This is a genomic window from Delftia lacustris (genome assembly GCF_040267515.1).
GTDB lineage: Bacteria > Pseudomonadota > Gammaproteobacteria > Burkholderiales > Burkholderiaceae_C > Comamonas > Comamonas tsuruhatensis.
In genome coordinates this window covers 4,518,954-4,535,127 of the sequence record NZ_CP141274.1, presented here as the reverse complement: position 1 = coordinate 4,535,127, position 16,174 = coordinate 4,518,954, and the positions used below count along the sequence as shown (strand labels likewise).

The 16,174-nt window shown below is 63.3% G+C and carries 13 protein-coding genes; 6 read left to right on the top strand and 7 right to left on the bottom strand.

Annotated features, from left to right (window positions below; all coding sequences use genetic code 11):
* Positions 1 to 961 precede the first annotated feature (961 nt).
* The 7 genes from U6958_RS22035 to U6958_RS22005 all read right to left on the bottom strand — a co-directional run bounded on the left by U6958_RS22035 (position 962) and on the right by U6958_RS22005 (position 8,806).
* On the bottom strand, positions 962 to 1,312 hold the full coding sequence (locus tag U6958_RS22035; protein WP_074923425.1) for an H-NS family nucleoid-associated regulatory protein: 351 nt from the start codon (positions 1,310 to 1,312) through the stop codon (positions 962 to 964).
* A gap of 415 nt (positions 1,313 to 1,727) precedes the next feature.
* Positions 1,728 to 2,111 carry a hypothetical protein gene (locus U6958_RS22030; RefSeq protein WP_074923424.1) on the bottom strand — a complete coding sequence of 128 codons (384 nt, stop codon included), beginning with the start codon at positions 2,109 to 2,111 and terminating at the stop codon, positions 1,728 to 1,730.
* Between the two features lie 63 nt (positions 2,112 to 2,174).
* A complete protein-coding gene (locus U6958_RS22025; RefSeq protein ID WP_074923423.1) occupies positions 2,175 to 5,315 on the bottom strand; it encodes an efflux RND transporter permease subunit in 3,141 nt (1,046 codons plus the stop codon).
* Positions 5,316 to 5,330: 15 nt separating this feature from the next.
* Positions 5,331 to 6,446: an efflux RND transporter periplasmic adaptor subunit gene (locus tag U6958_RS22020; RefSeq protein WP_074923422.1), complete on the bottom strand. Its 1,116-nt coding sequence runs from the start codon at positions 6,444 to 6,446 to the stop codon at positions 5,331 to 5,333.
* On the bottom strand, positions 6,443 to 7,060 hold the full coding sequence (locus U6958_RS22015; RefSeq protein WP_074923421.1) for a hypothetical protein: 618 nt from the start codon (positions 7,058 to 7,060) through the stop codon (positions 6,443 to 6,445). The genes U6958_RS22020 and U6958_RS22015 overlap by 4 nt, the downstream gene beginning before the upstream one ends.
* The gene (locus U6958_RS22010; RefSeq protein WP_143044666.1) at positions 7,057 to 8,187 is read right to left on the bottom strand and encodes a TolC family protein; all 1,131 of its coding nucleotides are present in this window, start codon (positions 8,185 to 8,187) and stop codon (positions 7,057 to 7,059) included. The genes U6958_RS22015 and U6958_RS22010 overlap by 4 nt, the downstream gene beginning before the upstream one ends.
* A 262-nt stretch (positions 8,188 to 8,449) precedes the next feature.
* Positions 8,450 to 8,806, bottom strand: a complete 357-nt coding sequence (locus U6958_RS22005; RefSeq protein WP_143044665.1) for a hypothetical protein — start codon at positions 8,804 to 8,806, stop codon at positions 8,450 to 8,452.
* 211 nt (positions 8,807 to 9,017) lie between these two features.
* Here U6958_RS22005 and U6958_RS22000 point away from each other — a divergent pair, with 211 nt between their 5' ends.
* The 6 genes from U6958_RS22000 to U6958_RS21975 all read left to right on the top strand — a co-directional run bounded on the left by U6958_RS22000 (position 9,018) and on the right by U6958_RS21975 (position 16,143).
* Positions 9,018 to 9,314 (top strand): CnrY/NccY family anti-sigma factor, encoded by a 297-nt coding sequence (locus tag U6958_RS22000; protein WP_046238791.1) that lies wholly within the window; start codon positions 9,018 to 9,020, stop codon positions 9,312 to 9,314.
* On the top strand, positions 9,311 to 9,757 hold the full coding sequence (locus tag U6958_RS21995) for a periplasmic heavy metal sensor (RefSeq protein ID WP_074923418.1): 447 nt from the start codon (positions 9,311 to 9,313) through the stop codon (positions 9,755 to 9,757). Before U6958_RS22000 ends, U6958_RS21995 begins: the two co-directional genes overlap by 4 nt.
* 20 nt (positions 9,758 to 9,777) lie before the next feature.
* Entirely contained in the window at positions 9,778 to 10,326 is a 549-nt protein-coding gene (locus U6958_RS21990) for an RNA polymerase sigma factor (protein WP_074923433.1), read from the top strand.
* 212 nt (positions 10,327 to 10,538) lie between these two features.
* Positions 10,539 to 11,732 carry a TolC family protein gene (locus U6958_RS21985; protein WP_083393667.1) on the top strand — a complete coding sequence of 398 codons (1,194 nt, stop codon included), beginning with the start codon at positions 10,539 to 10,541 and terminating at the stop codon, positions 11,730 to 11,732.
* The gene (locus U6958_RS21980; RefSeq protein ID WP_074923417.1) at positions 11,729 to 12,913 is read left to right on the top strand and encodes an efflux RND transporter periplasmic adaptor subunit; all 1,185 of its coding nucleotides are present in this window, start codon (positions 11,729 to 11,731) and stop codon (positions 12,911 to 12,913) included. The genes U6958_RS21985 and U6958_RS21980 overlap by 4 nt, the downstream gene beginning before the upstream one ends.
* A complete protein-coding gene (locus U6958_RS21975) occupies positions 12,910 to 16,143 on the top strand; it encodes a CusA/CzcA family heavy metal efflux RND transporter (RefSeq protein ID WP_074923416.1) in 3,234 nt (1,077 codons plus the stop codon). Before U6958_RS21980 ends, U6958_RS21975 begins: the two co-directional genes overlap by 4 nt.
* Positions 16,144 to 16,174 lie beyond the last annotated feature (31 nt).

The following is a 16,174-nucleotide window of genomic DNA, read 5'->3' as shown; positions in this document are numbered from 1 at the left end:
TGCCTCTCGGTGGGCAGGGCGTATGCCTGCAAACAGGCGTGCAGAAAGCAATGCTATTTGTTCGCAGAAGAAGGTTGGTGATCCTGGTGATTGTTGTGTTGGTGGTGGAAAAAATTAGAACTTCTTCGAGGAGAAATCTGTCGCCAACATGCAAGTTCCGTGTGAACGGGTATTCATTCGAATTTCTCTCATATGAAAAGATGTGAGAGTCTCTTGGAGGAAATAATTCTGACGAAGGGGAGTATTAACTTTTAATAAGATTTTCCAGATTTCCAGGGATTTTTTTGTAGTTATTTGTGGATTATTGGGTTCTGGTGTTTTGAAGGTTAATAGGTATATATGTTATTGGTGAATTTTAAGCATTGAAATATATTTTTGCAATATTGTGTGAATATCATTGCGTACTTTTTGTGCGATAAATGTTCGATAGATGTTCTTTGTATTTATTGTAGTTTTACGATGATTTGAGGAGCGGATTATGGTAACGATAAATCCAACCGTCAGCATGCGAAATGCATTAATAGATTCGGCGGCTTCTGAATTGAATTTTCCTGGGTATGAGTATGTTTGCCATATTGTGGCATCCGTGTCATCATCCTGGGTTATATAAAAATTATTTGAATATTTAAGTGTTCTATTATTAGGTTGCCGGCTATTTCGCGAGATTCACGTGACCAGAAATGGTATGGCTCGCAGAATTCTCCAGGAATTAGTATTAATTGACGTGCCATTCTGAGGAGCGATCACTCGTCGAGCAGGGGTGAAGCTCTGATAGCAGGCCTAGGCATACCTGGCCAAGATTGCAGGTAATGTGCAGGAGTTTATTGTGTCGATCGGTGAAATACCCATATCCCTCGAATTGAGGGATATGGGTATAGTGGAATAACGTTAGCTGTATGCAGTGTGTCGCGAGCATCGAGCACTGCTCGGAATTGAAAAAAAGAGCTATGTGGATCGCTGCCTAGGACCGATTTCGTACTGCCGCCGCGGCCATTTCTGCGAGGAAGGGGCCGTCTGGTGAAGAGTGTTCGGCAATGAGAAATTCGCTGCGATCTTTGCCAATAATCCATGCAGGAGGCTTGCCGCGACCTGTCCATGTGGCCCCTGTAGCCTCGTTCCGGTACTTGGCCACACCTTGATTCTTTGCTTTTTCAGGCAGCAACGGAAAAACTTGCTGGGACGTGAAACCGAACTCGGTCACTAGTTCTTGGACTCGACGCAGTGCGACTGCGGCCTCTGTTTTTTTGGCTTTTGCAATATCTGCTTCGAGGGCGGCCTTGGCGGCAAGAAGCTCAGTCAAGTTCATATTCATACCTTGGTTGCTGGCGTGCGAGCACCACAGCGGGCTCGTTAAGCGATTATCAACCTTGCATGGGGCTGACTCAGCTTCGATGCGTCATCGTGTTGCGAGCACTGGACTCTCAGTCGACAAGATGTGGAGGTTTTTAGGCAAGCCGAAGGTGCCAGCCAGCACGCTGGGTATGGCGAATGTTGCGCCGAGTTCAACTCAGGCCACTGGTCGGGAGCGTGCGCGGACTGAGCAACCCTAGTGTCTGTGTTGGAGAGCAGGGCGGTTACCGTGAGATACCGTCCCTGCTCGGATCCCAAAAGAGGATCGACACCCTCGGGGCGAACTGCTCAGATGAAGGCCAGGTGGCTATGCAGTGCAGCCCCTGAGCAGGGCCACCAGCCTACAGAGGCGAGGCATGGTGTTGGTCACAAAGGTCTCATTTCACGCTAAAGCGCACCGTCACCGCTTTGCCATCCACGTTGTTGAGGACGGCCACGATCTTGGCGCCGCTTGCAATCTTCACACCCTTGGCGCTGAGCTTGTTGTCTCCGACGGCCTTGATGTCCGCTTCGCTTTTCTGGCTCCCCTGCAGTACGGTGAGCTTGCCCGAAATGCCTTGTGAAGGCATGGGTTCGTCGTGGTCCACCAGGTAGATCGCGGCGCCGTCGGCTTCGGCCACCAGCTCGAAGTTCACGTCGTTGGCCACTTGGACCACGCCACCGTGGCGAGGTGTGCCTGCGCCGTGGGCCAGGGCCGTGTTCATGGTGGCGGCGCTCAGTGCCAGCAGGGCGATCTGGACAGCGTGCTTGGTTTTCAACATTTCAATCTCCGATTCAAGTGCGGTGCGCTTGTGGGCGGCACCGCTGAGCCCATGGTTTCCAAATCAGAAGGCTTCCTGGCTGTGGACGGCCGTCGTGGCGTCCTGAGCTTGCGCGAGCAGACGTTCGGTGGGCTTGCGGCCCAGCAGCCAGAAAAGCAGCGGCGTCAACAAGGTGTCGAGCAGGGTGGAGCTGACCAGTCCCCCGAAGATCACCACGGCCACGGGGTGCAGGATCTCCTTGCCCGGGGCATCGCCGGCCAGCAGCAGGGGCGTGAGCGCAAAGGCGGCGACCAGGGCGGTCATCAACACCGGGGTGAGGCGCTCCAGCGAACCGCGCACGATCATGGGTTGGCTGAAGTGTTCGCCTTCGAAGCGGCACAGGTTGATGTAGTGGCTGATCTTGAGAATGCCGTTGCGCGTGGCGATACCGGCCAAGGTGATGAATCCCACCATGGTGGCCACGGACAGGCTCACGCCACTGATCCACATCGCCGCCACGCTACCGATCAGCGCCAGGGGAATGTTGGCCATGATCACGGTCGCCAGCACGGCCGAGCGATAGCGCGAGTACAGCACCAGGAACATCATGGTCAGGGACACCAGGGACAGGCCGAGGATCAGGTTCATGGCCTGCTCCTGTGCCTGGAACTGGCCTTCCAGGCTGACAAATCCGCCCGGCGGCAGCGTGGTCCGCGCAATAACGCCGCGGATGTCGGCAATGACACGGCCCATGTCCGAGCCGTCGGTATTGGCGTAGACCACGATGCGTCGGCGTCCGTTCTCCCGGCCGATCTGATTGGGGCCATCGGATTCCTCGACGCTGGCGAAGCTGGATACCGGCAAACGGCCTGCGGGCGTGTCCACCAGGGTGCGCGCCAGGTCCAGCGGACCACGCTTGTCATCGGGCAGCCGCAGCACCAGTTCATACCGACGGTTGCCATCCACCAGTTGCGCGCCGTGCGCGCCATCGGTCAGCGCCTGCAAGACACGGATGGCTTCACCCGGCGACAGCCCGGTCTGGGCCAGGCGTGCCTGATCCAGCCGCACCATGACTTGCGGCACCAGCACCTGTTTTTCGACGGTCAGGTCCACCAGCCCGGCAATGCCGGACAGGTTCTGGCGCATCTGTTCGGCCACGGCGCGCAAGGTGTCGGTGTCGTCGCCGTAGATCTTCAGCGCGATCTGCGCGCGCACGCCGGACAGCAGATGGTCCAGTCGGTGCGAGATGGGCTGGCCGATGGCGACCTGAGCGGGCAGCGAGGCCAACTGCGTCCGGATCTGCGCCATGATGGTTTCCCGGTCCACGGGTTCGCCGTCGCGGCGCAGGTCCACGTCGATCTCGGCCGAATGCACGCCCTCGGCATGTTCGTCCAGTTCGGCCCGGCCGGTGCGCCGGCCGACCTGGGTCACGCCGGGCACCTGGCTGATCAGGGTTTCGGCCAGGGCGCCCATGCGGTTGGCCTGGGCCAACGAAGTGCCGGGGTTGAACATCAGCGACAGCACCAGTGAGCCTTCATTGAAGGCCGGCAGAAAGGCCCTGGGAAAGAACGGCACGCTCGCTGCCGCGAGCGCCACGCAGACGGCAGCGGCAGCGATCAGTGCCTTGGCCCGGGGAAAGGACCAGGCCAGCAGCCTGGCATCCCAGCGCTTGAGCCGGGTGACCAGCGGGCTGTCGCCGTGGCCCAGGCGTTTCATGCGTGGCAGCAGGTAGCTGCACAGTGCGGGCGTGACCGTCATCGATACCAGCATGGAGGCGAGGATGGAGACGATGTAGGCGATGCCCAAAGGAGAGAACAGGCGGCCTTCGATGCCCGGCAGGGCGAACAGCGGCACGAACACCAGCACCACGATCACCGTGGCATAGACGATGCCCGAGCGCACCTCCACGCTGGCCTGTCGCACCACTTCCAGAACCGGTCTGGGCTGGGGCCGCAACTGGTTCTCCTTCAGGCGCCTGAGAATGTTTTCCACGTCCACCACAGCGTCGTCCACCAGTTCACCGATGGCGATGGCCAGGCCGCCCAGCGTCATGACGTTAATGGATTGGTCCAGCAGCCGGAATACCAGGGCCGTCGCCGCCAGGGACAGGGGGATGGCCGTCAGCGAGATCAGGGTGGTGCGCGCCGACATCAGGAAGGCGAACAGGATGATCGCCACCATGATGGCGCCGTCACGCAGCGCCTCGGTCACGTTGTTTATCGATGAATTGATGAAATCCGCTTGGCGAAACAGCACCTGGGGCTGTCCCAAGCCTTTGGGCAGGCCTGGCTTGAGCTCGTCCAGCGCGGCCTCGATCTGCCGGCTCAGTTGCACGGTGTCGGCTGCCGGCTGCTTCTGGACGCTCACGATCACGGCAGGGGAACCCATGTAGCCCGCGTCTCCACGCTTGAGGCCGGGTGCGTAGCGGACCTGGGCCACCTGGTGCAGCAGCACGGCCCGGCCATCCTTCCAGGCGATGGCGATGCCTTGCAGGTCCTCGACCTTGTTGGTGCGGCCAATGTGCCGGATCAGGTATTCGCGGCTGTTCATGTCGATGAAGCCGCCGCCCGCGTTGCTGGCGAAGCCGCGCAGCGCCTGTTCGACCTGGGTCAGCGACACCCCGAGCTGGGCCATGCGCGCGGGATCGGGTTCTACCCGCAACTGACGCACATCGCCGCCGATGGGAATGACCTGGGATACGCCTGGAATGGCGAGCAGCCGTGGCCGCAGCACGAAGTCGGCATACTCGCGCGCCTGCATGGCCGAGGCAGCGCCTTCCTCGGCGGACAGCTTCAGGGCGATCAGCATGACCTCGCCCATGATCGAGGACACGGGCCCCATGATGGGTGTGACGCTCTGGGGCAGTTGCTCACGCAACTGGGCCAGCCGTTCGGCCACCAGTTGGCGATTGCGGTAGATGTCGGTGCCCCAGTCGAATTCCGCGTACACGATCGACAGGCCGATGCTGGACGTGGAGCGCACCCGCGTGATGCCGGGCATGCCGTTGAGTGCGGTCTCAATGGAGAAGCTGACCAGTTGCTCGACTTCCTCGGGCGCCATTCCCCCGGCTTCCGTGAGCACGGTGACCAAGGGCTTGTTCAGGTCGGGGAACACATCGACCGGCGTGCGCCATGCCGTGAAGGCGCCGTAGGCCATGAGAAGCGCCGCAAAGGCGAGCACGAAAAGCCGGTTGTTCAGGCTGTACCTGACGATCCAATTGAACATGGTGGGTGGCTCCGTTCAGCGGATCTGAGCGATGAGCGCAGCGCCCTGGACCACGACGCGGTTGTCAGCAGCAAGACCCTGCGTGACCAGCACGCTGTGGCTGTCCAAGGGCTGGACCTGCACCGGCTGCGGGAGATAGCGCTCCGAGCCGCTCTTGATCCACACCACGGGTTCATTGGCGGCGCCCCGGACGACGGCATCCGCAGGCAAGACAATGCCTTTGCGTTGCGTGTCGAGCTGCGCGATCACCGTCACGGACTGTCCAATGGCGACCGCCGGCGCAGCGTCACGGGCCCGAATCACAAAGGTCAGGGGCAGCACGCCATCGCGCAGTGCACGTGCCGCGCCCACCAACCTCAGCTCCAGGCCCTCGATGCCAGCCAGACTGGCTTTGTCGATGCGTGCAGCGAGAGCGACGTCCGGGGTGGTGGCCTCCACCATGAGCCGCGAGGGCGACACCACCTCGACCAGCAATTCCCGGCTGCTGACGATCTGTCCGGCCTTGATGTCCACTCTGGAAATGACGCCCGTGATCGGCGCGCGCAGCGCCTCTCTCGCTTGCAGGCTTGCGCCCACGGCATTCTCGCGTTGCCGCAATGACTCGGACTCGATTCGAGCTGCCTCGATTTCCTTTCTAGGCACGGAGCCTTCCAGCGATTGCAGGCGTTGAAGGCGCTTTTCAGCCAGTTCACGGCTGGCTCTCAGCTCCGCTCGCTGCGCTTGCTGGCTTGCCTGCGCGTAGGGGTCCGCCTGATAGCGCACCCATGCCAGGGTCTCGCCCTGGCGCACCGACTGTCCGGGTAGGGGAAGACCATTGGGGCCTGGCTCGATCCTGCCGCCTTGCGCGGCCTGGACCATGCCACTGGCATTGGGGTCCGCGACAATTCGCGCCGGCAACTGGACGGTCGCGGCCGCCTGGGTCTCCGGGGCCGACACGGTTCTCAGTCCCATTCGGCGCTGCGCCAGCTTGGGAATATTGACGCTGCCATCGGGCAGGCGCGCCAAGCCGTTGCCTCTGACTGCGCTGGTCTGATCCAGATGCTCGCCGTTGGGGCCATGGGCTCCAGGCGCGGCCCAGGCCGGCCACCCCATCAACAAGGCGAGTGCCAGGGCCGTGGGACGGTAGCTCATACCTTCCCTCCGTCAAACATGGCTTTGCGCCGTGCCAGACCGCGCCAGGACAGCAGTATCCCGACCACGATGAACGCCTGCACCACAAAGATCCAGCGCAGCCACGAAGGCTCGCCATGCATGTGGCCGTGGACTTCGGTCGCTGTGCCTGCGGCCACGGGGCTGACGCGCAAAACGCCATCGAGCAAGTCGCTGTCCGAGCCAGCGCTCACCGTGAACACCAGGGGATGCTCACCGGGCTCGCGCAACTGCTTGAGCAGTTGTGCATCTTCCACCCGGTAGTCGCCGAGGTCTTCGTGGAACGTTGCCGGCGCCTTGAGGTTGCCCGACTCGACCTCCACGGACGCGCGCAGCACGGGCTCGTTGGTATCGAAGCGGTCGATCAGGATGGACAGCTTGTCGTCACTCAAGGTAGCGACCAGCTCGAACAGTTCGGATTTCGCATCCAGACGCGGAGCGCTTGCCTGGCCACCGGCGCTTTGCTGAACGGTGTCCAGATGCTCGCCGTTCGGGCCATGCGCCCCTGGCGCGGCCTGGACCAGGCTGGTGGTCATGAAAAACAGAAGGCTGGACAGGCAAGCGATGCATCGCTTGAAGGCTTGGGTGGAGGTCATGGGAGTATTCCTTGTGCTTGATGAACGCGTGCCTGGGCCAAGGCCAGCGCTGTGGTCTGTCGGGTCGCGGCCGCATCGGCTTGTGCCGCGGCGGCGACCGCGCGCAATAGTTCAGGAAGGGCCGTTTCGCCGGCATCAAAAGACTTGCGCAAGAGCTGAGCCCGCTGCCCCAGCAGCTTGGCCCGGGCCATCTCGGTATCGGCCTGGGCCTGGCTGCTTTCGAGCGCGCGCGTAGCCAGTTCCAACTCGGACAGCAACTGCAACTGCGTGCGCTGTTGTGCGGTCAGCGCCAGGTCGTGTTGTGCAACCGCCGCGGCCATTGCCGGCTGGTTGTAGCCCTGGGTGCCGATGGGCAGCTTGATCGAGACCGCGAGACTGTTCTGCCGGGGCTGGCCTTGCCCGGGCCGTTCCTGCCTGATGCTGACGCCCAGCTCGGGCTGCGCGCCGCGTTGGGCCTGCACGAGTTCGACGCGTTGCCGGGCACGCTGTACAGCGATGTCCGCCAGAATCATTTCCGGGTGCTCGGAAAGATCGCGGGCGCCTGTGCGTGGCATGTCGAGCTCAGCCGACGCATGCAATCCGGTGAGCAACAGCCAATTGGACTGGTGTGCCTGCCGCTCGCGTTGCAGTTCTGCTGCCCGTGACTGGGCCGCCAACAGTTCTGCCTGTGCGGCCAGGGCATCGGAGGGTGCCAAATCGCCTGCGCTGACGCGCTGTGCGACATCGTTCGCAAGTCCCGTAAGCAGTTCTCGCTGCACCTCAGCCTGCCGCAGTTGGGCGGTGGCGATTTCGAGCTGGCCGGCCAATTCACGCACCTGAGCGGCCAGCCGCCATTGCGCCGCGTCGGCATAGGCCTGCGCCCAGACCTGGTCTGTCTGTGCTGCCAAGGCGCTGATACGACGCTGCCGGGGACGCCACAAGGGCAGGGCCAAGCCGGCCTCGGTTTCTCTGGCATCACCGGTGCGAGCACTGGAGGGCTCCCGCTGTGCCAGAAGCAGAGATGGGGCCGCTGCAAGCCAGTTGTCGGCGACCGATTGGTTGGCCAAGGCCTGTTGTTGCAGGCCAGAGGCTTGTGTGGCATCCAATGAGCGACGCCACGCGGCCTCCAGGGCCTGTGCCAGTGTCACGTGCTCCTGCGCATGCGCGCTTGCCACGGTAGGCGGGGGTAGCGGTGTGGTTTGGGCGTTCGCGGCGCAGCCCAGCGCGCTGCCCGCGAAAACGCGCGCAGCGAGCCATGGCACACACCATGGTGGGAGTTTCAACATTTTCCTGAATCGGTAAGCGCGGCGCCGTCCAACGGCGCAGGGCGCATGGACAGGCCGTCACGAGCCATCAATGGAGCATGCGCGCGACAGCACAGCCGTCAGCAGCGGCACACTCCGGACCGGGTCAGGAAAAGGTTTTGGGGGGGCGTTCCAGGCCTTGCACGAAGGGATTCACCCGTTTGCCGTACAAGGCACCTGCGTAGTCCGACGAGGCATCCAACTGCGGATGTCCCTGGATGACGGTCACGAGTGCCGGAGAGAAAATGCCTGCATCGCTTGCGGCATGCTGGCTGCCGGCGACGGCGTCATCCTGCGAGGGCGCGTGCTCGTGGTCATCATGGTGATGCGCCTCGCCTGCGAAGTGCATGAGCGCATGCGCCTCTTCCGCCGATGGGGCCAGCGCGACGCCGGCTCCCGCAAAGGCCAAGGACTGCCAGCAAAGGCAGCATACTTGGACAAGCACGATCAGGCGGCGAAACATATTGCCGCGCAGTGTAGCCCAGGCGCACGGGAAAGCGGGGACGTGCCCCCATGCTTTACACGTCTTGTATTCCGTGCCGCAGTCCCCCGGCAAGGCAACTGGCGGCCAAGGGCAACGCCGCTTAAGCTTTTGGCAGAGATTTGCATATTTTCCGAGGGGAAATTGCTTCGCAGCCGTATAGAGAGATGAACAGCTCCAAAGGAGGTCTGCCATGGTGGACATAGACAAGTGGCTCGCAGATGCAGCCAACCTGACCAAAAATGCCGATGCACCTGTCAATAGCGACAAGGTCTTGCAGCGGATCAGCGCGAGCACCTCGCCCGCGTCCTCAGCTTTGGCACTGGCCAGACACGATGCCCGGTTGGCCATGTTGTGCGCCGCCGTTGCCGCGATAGTGGCCCTCGCCGGGCTGGACTCGATTGCCGCCAAGGCATGGGAGCAGCCCGTGGCCACCTGGATTTCTGCACCGCCGGCGGCCTCGCCGTTCGGCTTGCTCGTGGGGGAATGATGGCCCATCGACTACGACGTTTCGCGTTGGCGACGATTGCTGGGGCTCTGGTCGGCGTACTGGTGGCCGGGGCGATTGTCATGGTTCGGCACAATGCGCCGCGACCCGAGACGGATCTCCACGAGATGTTGCATCGCGCTGTCCCCCTGGACGCCAATGAAAAGCAAATCCTGGAGACCAAAGAGCAGGCATTTGCGGAGCGGCGCCAGGAGATAGAAAAGCGCTTGCGTGCCGCGAATGGCCAGTTGGCCGAAGCGATCTCCAAAAATCCCTCCTGGTCGCCGGAGGTCGAGTCCGCCATTCGTGAAGTGGAGAAAGCCGCTGGAGATCTGCAGCGCGCCACGCTCGTGCACGTTTTCGAGATGCGGGCCGGACTCAAGCCCGAGCATCGGCCGGCGTACGACAACGTATTGGTGGAAGCGCTTCGGCGTGGTTCGCAGTGATTGCCTCGGATTCGGACGCTGTGTTGGCCAAGCGCGCGGCGCAGGGCGATCAGCGTGCCTTCAAGGTACTCGTTGACCGTTATGGCGCAGCGGTGACGCAGGCCGCGCGCAGCTTTGGCATTCCTGACACCGACATTGATGACGTGACCCAGGAGACGTTCCTGGCCGTTTGGAAAGCCCTGGGCGACTACGATGAATCCCGTCTCTTTCGCGCCTGGCTTTTCGGCATCGCCATGAACAAGATGCGGGATCTGTACCGCTTCCGCAAGGTACGGAATTTCCTGTTCGGCGCGTTGGATCTGCTCAGCCCGGACACGCCCGAGCAAGCGGATCCCGCGCCTGGTCCGGAGCGCGCAACGGCCGCCCGCAGGGAACTGGCCAAAGTGACCCAGACACTCTCTCTGCTGCCGCGTGACCAGCGAGAGGCCATCGTCCTGACCGGTATTGTGGGACTCACCCAGCCCGAGGCCGCAGCCGCCCTGGGCGTCACCCTCAAGGCGCTTGAAGGCCGCCTCACTCGGGCGCGCAGCAAGCTGACCCTGCTGATTTCGCGCGGTAGCAGCGCCTGAGTCGCTCTCGTTCTTGGGCGCGTGGAAGGCGGCACAGGGACGGCACATCTTTGTCGTAAATTTTTTTGTTTGAGAACGAGGGGGAGATGCGGGCAGCGCCGTATTCCTAGTTGACTCCTCCACAAACGCTGGAGTGCCGACTGCCTGAAAGGAGGCTCGCCATCATTCCCGTTCTCCCCTATCGACGCGCCATCGTGGCGCTTGGCGTGGCCATGTTGGGCGTTGCCCATGCGAACGCGGCTGACGCGCCGATCTATGCCCAGTTGCTGGCACAGGCACTGTCGCAAGCGCCTGCGCTGACAGAGCAGCAAGCCAATGTCGGCGCTGCCGCTGCGGATGCGCAACAGTCCAGGGCCTTGCTCAACCCGCGAGTGGACACGCTCTTTGAAAATCTGGGCGCACCGGCCAGCGGCGGCCAAAGCCAGCGCCAAAATACCTACACCGTTACCCAGCCCCTGGAAGTGTTTGGCAAGCGGGCCGCTCGCATCGAGGCCGGCGAGCGCAATCTCAGATTGGCGCAGACCCGCCGTCACCAGGCCCAGGTCGATTTTGCCGCGGGCCTTGCCGTGGCCTATGCCTCGGTGGAAGCGGCCCAGGCACTACGGCAACTGGCACAGGAAGATTTGGCGCGTGCCAAAGACGATCTGGGCGTGGCACAGGCCCAGGTGAAAGCGGGCAAGGAAGCGCAACTGAGGTTGGCACAGGCCCAGGCGAGCGTGGCGGCCGCGCAGGCGAATACGCAAGCGAGCGCGGCCGACCTCACGCAGGCGTTGGAGCGTCTGTCCGCGCTCGTCGGATCGGACATCGCCTACTCAGGGGTCAGCGGCACGCTGCTGAACGCGGCCAACGACAGTCCTGCCTCGTCGGTACAGGAAGCACCCTCGGTGGTCACCGCCCGTGCGGAGCGTGATGCGCTTCAGGCACAAGTCACCGTCGAGCAAAAAAGGTGGGTGCCTGAAATCGGTGTCAGTGCGGGCGTGCGGCGTTATGCCTGGTCCAGCCAAAGCGGTTATGTCGTGGGCGTCAGCGCAACGATTCCTCTGCTCGATCGCAATGCGGGCGGCATCTCTGCCGCGCAGCAGCGCGTCATCGCCGCCGAGTCCCGGCTGGAGGAAGCTCGCTTGCTGGCTCAGGCCAATCTGCGCACGGCGTTGGCGCAAGTGCAGGCGGCCGACCAGCGGTTGACGGCGGCATCGACGGGCGAGGCTGCGGCGAATGAAGCATATCGGCTCGGCCGCGTTGGCTACGAAGCGGGCAAAACCTCCCTGGTGGAACTGCTCGTGATCCGCCGGGCCCTGTCGGAGGCACGCGGATCCACCATTGGCGCGCGTCTGGCGCGCGTACGCGCATTGTCGGCAATGGCGCAGGCGGAAGGGCGCCTGGCCTTCGGAGAAGAAATCAAATGACTGAGAACCGTCGTACTACCCCCTGGCTGCTGGTCGCTGGAGTCGCCAGTGCCGCCGCCGCGATCGGCTTTGGCGCAGCCCAGATCGGAAAGTCTGCGCCCGCGGTCGCGCCTGTCGCAGCGATTGCCTCGGCGCCGACCCCTGCTCCCGCGTCGGATGCACCCGCTGGCGTGGTTCAAATACCGGATGACTATCTTCAGGCCGCGGGCATCACAGTGGAAGCGATCACGCCTGGCGATGTGGCCCTGGAGATTCTCGCTCCGGCCACCGTGACGGCGGCGCCAGGCGGCGAGGCCGTTCTGGTGGCGCGCGCGACCGGAACGATTCAGCGCGTGGCACGGCGGTTGGGCGATGCGGTGAAGGCTGGCGATGTGCTCGCGACCGTCGATAGTCTGGACGCTACGACCATGGCGGCGGACCGCCGCGTCGCCCAGGCCAAGGCCGATCTGGCCCGCAAATCCTATGCGCGCGAACTCGAACTCTTCCAGCAGGGCGTGACGCCCCGCCAGGACATGGAAGCCGCCAAAGCGGGGCTGGATGTGGCCGAGGCCGAGTCGCAGCGTGCGAGCTCCGTGGCGCGCGCTGCCCAGGTCTCGGAGGATGGGCGTGCCGTTGCCGTGGTGAGCCCGATTTCCGGCAGTGTCACCGCGGTGAATGCGGTGGTCGGAGCCTATGTGACGCCCAACACCGAGCTGTTTCGCGTGGCCGCTCCCGGTGCGCTACAGATCGAGGCCGCTGTGACGCCGGCCGAGGCCGGGCGCATTGCCGTCGGCGAGCTGGCCACCATCATCCCTTCCAGTGGCAACCCCATTGCCGCCGTAGTGCGCTCCATGACGCCCACCGCGAGCAACGCCTCGCGCGCGGCCACGGTCGTGCTGACGCCCAGCGAGCCCAAGGTGGCCCTGGTGGTGGGCGAGGGCGTTCAAGTCAGGCTGCATGCCCGCAATGGAGGATCTTCCGGCCTGACCGTGCCAGAAAGCGCGGTCCAGAATCTGGATGGGCGCGATGTGCTGTTCGTCAAGACGGACCAGGGCTTTCGTGCCCAGCCCGTGCTGATTGGCGCCCGAAGCGGCGGCGTGGCCCAGGTGATTTCAGGCGCAGCAGCTGGCGACCGTGTTGCCACGCGCAATGCATTCCTGGTCAAGGCGCAGGCCAAGAAGAACGCCGGAGACGACGAATGATCAACGCAATCCTCTCCGCATCGGTCAGGCAGCGCTGGTTGGTGCTGTTTCTGACCCTGGTGCTGGCGGTGTTCGGTGGCTGGCAGCTCAACCTGCTGCCGATCGACGTGACGCCGGACATCACCAACAAGCAGGTTCAGATCAACACGGTCGTGCCCACGCTGAGCCCAGTGGAAGTCGAAAAGCGTGTGACCTATCCCATCGAGACCGCGTTGGCGGGTCTCAATGGTGTCGAGCGCACACGGTCTTTTTCCCGCAATGGCTTTAGCCAGGTCACGGCCATCTTCAAGGAAGATGCCGATCTGTATTTCATGCGGCAGCAGGTGTCCGAGCGCTTGGCGCAGGCGCGGGCCAGCCTGCCCGATGGCGCCGAGCCGCGAATGGGGCCGGTGTCCACCGGCCTTGGCGAGGTGTTCCACTACAGCGTGGAGTTCGAGCATCCCGAAGGCAAGGGCGCCACCGCCAAGGACGGCGAACCGGGCTGGCAAAGTGATGGTAGCTTCCTCACCGACGAGGGCGAGAAGCTCAAGGATCGTGTCTCCAAACTCGCGTATTTGCGCACGGTGCAGGACTGGATCGTCAGGCCCCAGTTGCGCACGACAACGGGTGTGGCCGATGTGGACTCGCTGGGCGGGTATGTCAAGGAGTTCCTGGTGGAGCCGGACGCGGCCAAACTGGCGGCCTTCGGCATCTCCTATGCCGATGTGAACCGCGCGCTGGAGGACGCCAACCTCTCGGTGGGGGCCAACTACATCCAGCGCTCGGGCGAGTCCTACCTGGTGCGTGCCGATGCGCGCATACGCACCGTCGATGAGATCGCGCGCGCCGTGGTGGCGCAGCGCCAGGGGGTTCCCGTCACCATCGGCCAGGTGGCCAAGGTCAGCGTGGGCGGCGAACTGCGCACCGGCGCGGCCAGCCGCGATGGCCAGGAAACCGTGGTGGGCAGTGCCCTCATGCTGGTGGGCGCAAACAGCCGTACCGTGGCGCAGGCCGTGGGAGACAAACTCAAGGAGATTTCCAAGACCATGCCGCCGGGCGTGGTGATCGTCCCGACCCTGGACCGTTCTCAGCTCGTCGTCGCGACCGTGACCACGGTGGCGCGCAATCTGACCGAGGGCGCCGTGCTGGTGGTCGTCATCCTGTTTGCCTTGCTGGGCAACTGGCGCGCGGCGGTGATTGCCGCCATGGTCATTCCCCTGTCGCTGCTGTTCAGCGCGATCGGCATGAACTCCTTGCACATCTCCGGCAATCTGATGAGCCTGGGTGCGCTGGATTTCGGCCTGATCATCGACGGCGCCGTCATCATCGTGGAGAACGCATTGCGCCGGTTGGCCCACAGGCAGCAGCAGGAGGGACGGCTGCTGACCTTGTCGGAGCGCCTGGATGAGGTCATCGCCTCATCGAAGGAAATGGTCAAGCCGACCGTCTATGGCCAGTTGGTGATTTTCCTGGTGTTTCTGCCTTGCCTGACCTTCCAGGGCGTGGAGGGCAAGATGTTCTCGCCCATGGTGATCACGCTCATGCTGGCCCTGGCTTCCGCCTTCGTGCTGTCGCTGACCTTCGTGCCCGCGATGATCGCCGTGCTGCTGCGCAAGGAGATCGCGGAGAAGGAAGTCAAGATCATCGTTGCCACCAAGCAGCGCTATCGCCCTCTGCTCACACGGGCCGTTCAGAACCCCATGCCCTTCGTGGGCGCTGGCGTCGCGGTACTGGCCCTGGCCGCATTTGCCTTCACCTTCGTGGGCCGCGAGTTCATGCCCACGCTCGATGAGCAAAACCTGAACCTGTCGTCGGTCCGTATTCCATCGACCTCCATCGAGCAGTCGGCGGCCATCGATCTGCCGCTGGAGCGCGCCGTGCTGAGCCTGCCGGAGGTCAAGACCGTGTACTCCAAGGCCGGTACGGCCAGCCTGGCGGCCGATCCGATGCCGCCCAATGCGTCGGACAACTACATCATCCTCAAACCCAAGGATGAATGGCCCGAAGGCGTGACGACCAAGGAGCAGGTGGTGGAGCGCATCCGCGAGAAAACGGCGTTTCTTGTCGGCAACAACTACGACGTGACACAGCCCATCGAGATGCGCTTCAACGAGCTCATCGGCGGCGTGCGCAGCGACGTGGCCGTCAAGATCTACGGCGAAGATCTCGATCAGCTTGCCGCCAGCGCTCAGCGCGTGGCGTCGGTGCTGCGCAAGACGCCGGGCTCCTCGGACGTGCGCGTGGCCCAGACCACCGGCTTTCCGACCTTCGATATCAGCTTTGATCGTGCGGCCATTGCGCGCTACGGCCTGACGGTCAAGGAAGTCGCCGATACCGTCGCCACCGCGCTGGCAGGCAAGCCTGCGGGCCAGGTCTTCGAAGGGGACCGCCGCTTCGATATCGTCGTGCGCCTGCCGGGCGAGCAGCGCGGCAATCTCGACGTGCTGGGCGCGCTGCCCGTGATGTTGCCCGAGGTCTCCGGTCAGCCGCGTGCCTCGGTGCCGCTGCGCCAACTGGTGCAGTTCCGATTCACCCAAGGACTGAACGAAGTCAGCCGCGACAACGGCAAGCGGCGCATCTATGTGGAAGCCAACGTTGTCGGTCGTGATCTGGGCAGCTTTGTCGACGACGCCGCAGCCCGGATCGCACAGGAAGTCAAACTGCCTTCCGGATCCTGGATCGAGTGGGGCGGGCAGTTCCAGAACCTGCAAGCGGCCACCAAGCGCCTGGCCATCATCGTGCCTGCCTGCTTCGTGCTGATTGCCGCGGCGCTGTACATGGCGATCGGCAACGTCGCGCTGACCGCCACGGTGCTGACAGCCGTCCCCCTGGCCTTGGCTGGCGGCGTCTTCGCCCTGGCCCTGCGTGGCATCCCGTTCTCCATTTCGGCGTCGGTGGGGTTCATCGCGGTCTCGGGCGTCGCGGTGTTGAACGGCCTGGTGCTGATCTCCGCCATTCGATCGCGCCTGGAAGAGGGGTTGAGTGCCAATGTGGCCGTCATCGAAGGGGCGATGGAACGCGTGCGCCCGGTGCTCATGACGGCACTGGTTGCATCACTGGGCTTCGTGCCCATGGCGATCGGTACAGGGACGGGGGCTGAAGTGCAGCGTCCGCTGGCCACCGTGGTGATCGGCGGCTTGATCACGGCGACCATACTGACGCTGTTTGTGCTGCCCGCGGTTTGCGGCATGGTGCTGAGAAGGCGCGAGCGTGAACAGCCGCAGGCTTCGCCGGTCCCGGCTACGCTGTAACCGGGCGATGACACCAAGAGACGCTGTATCC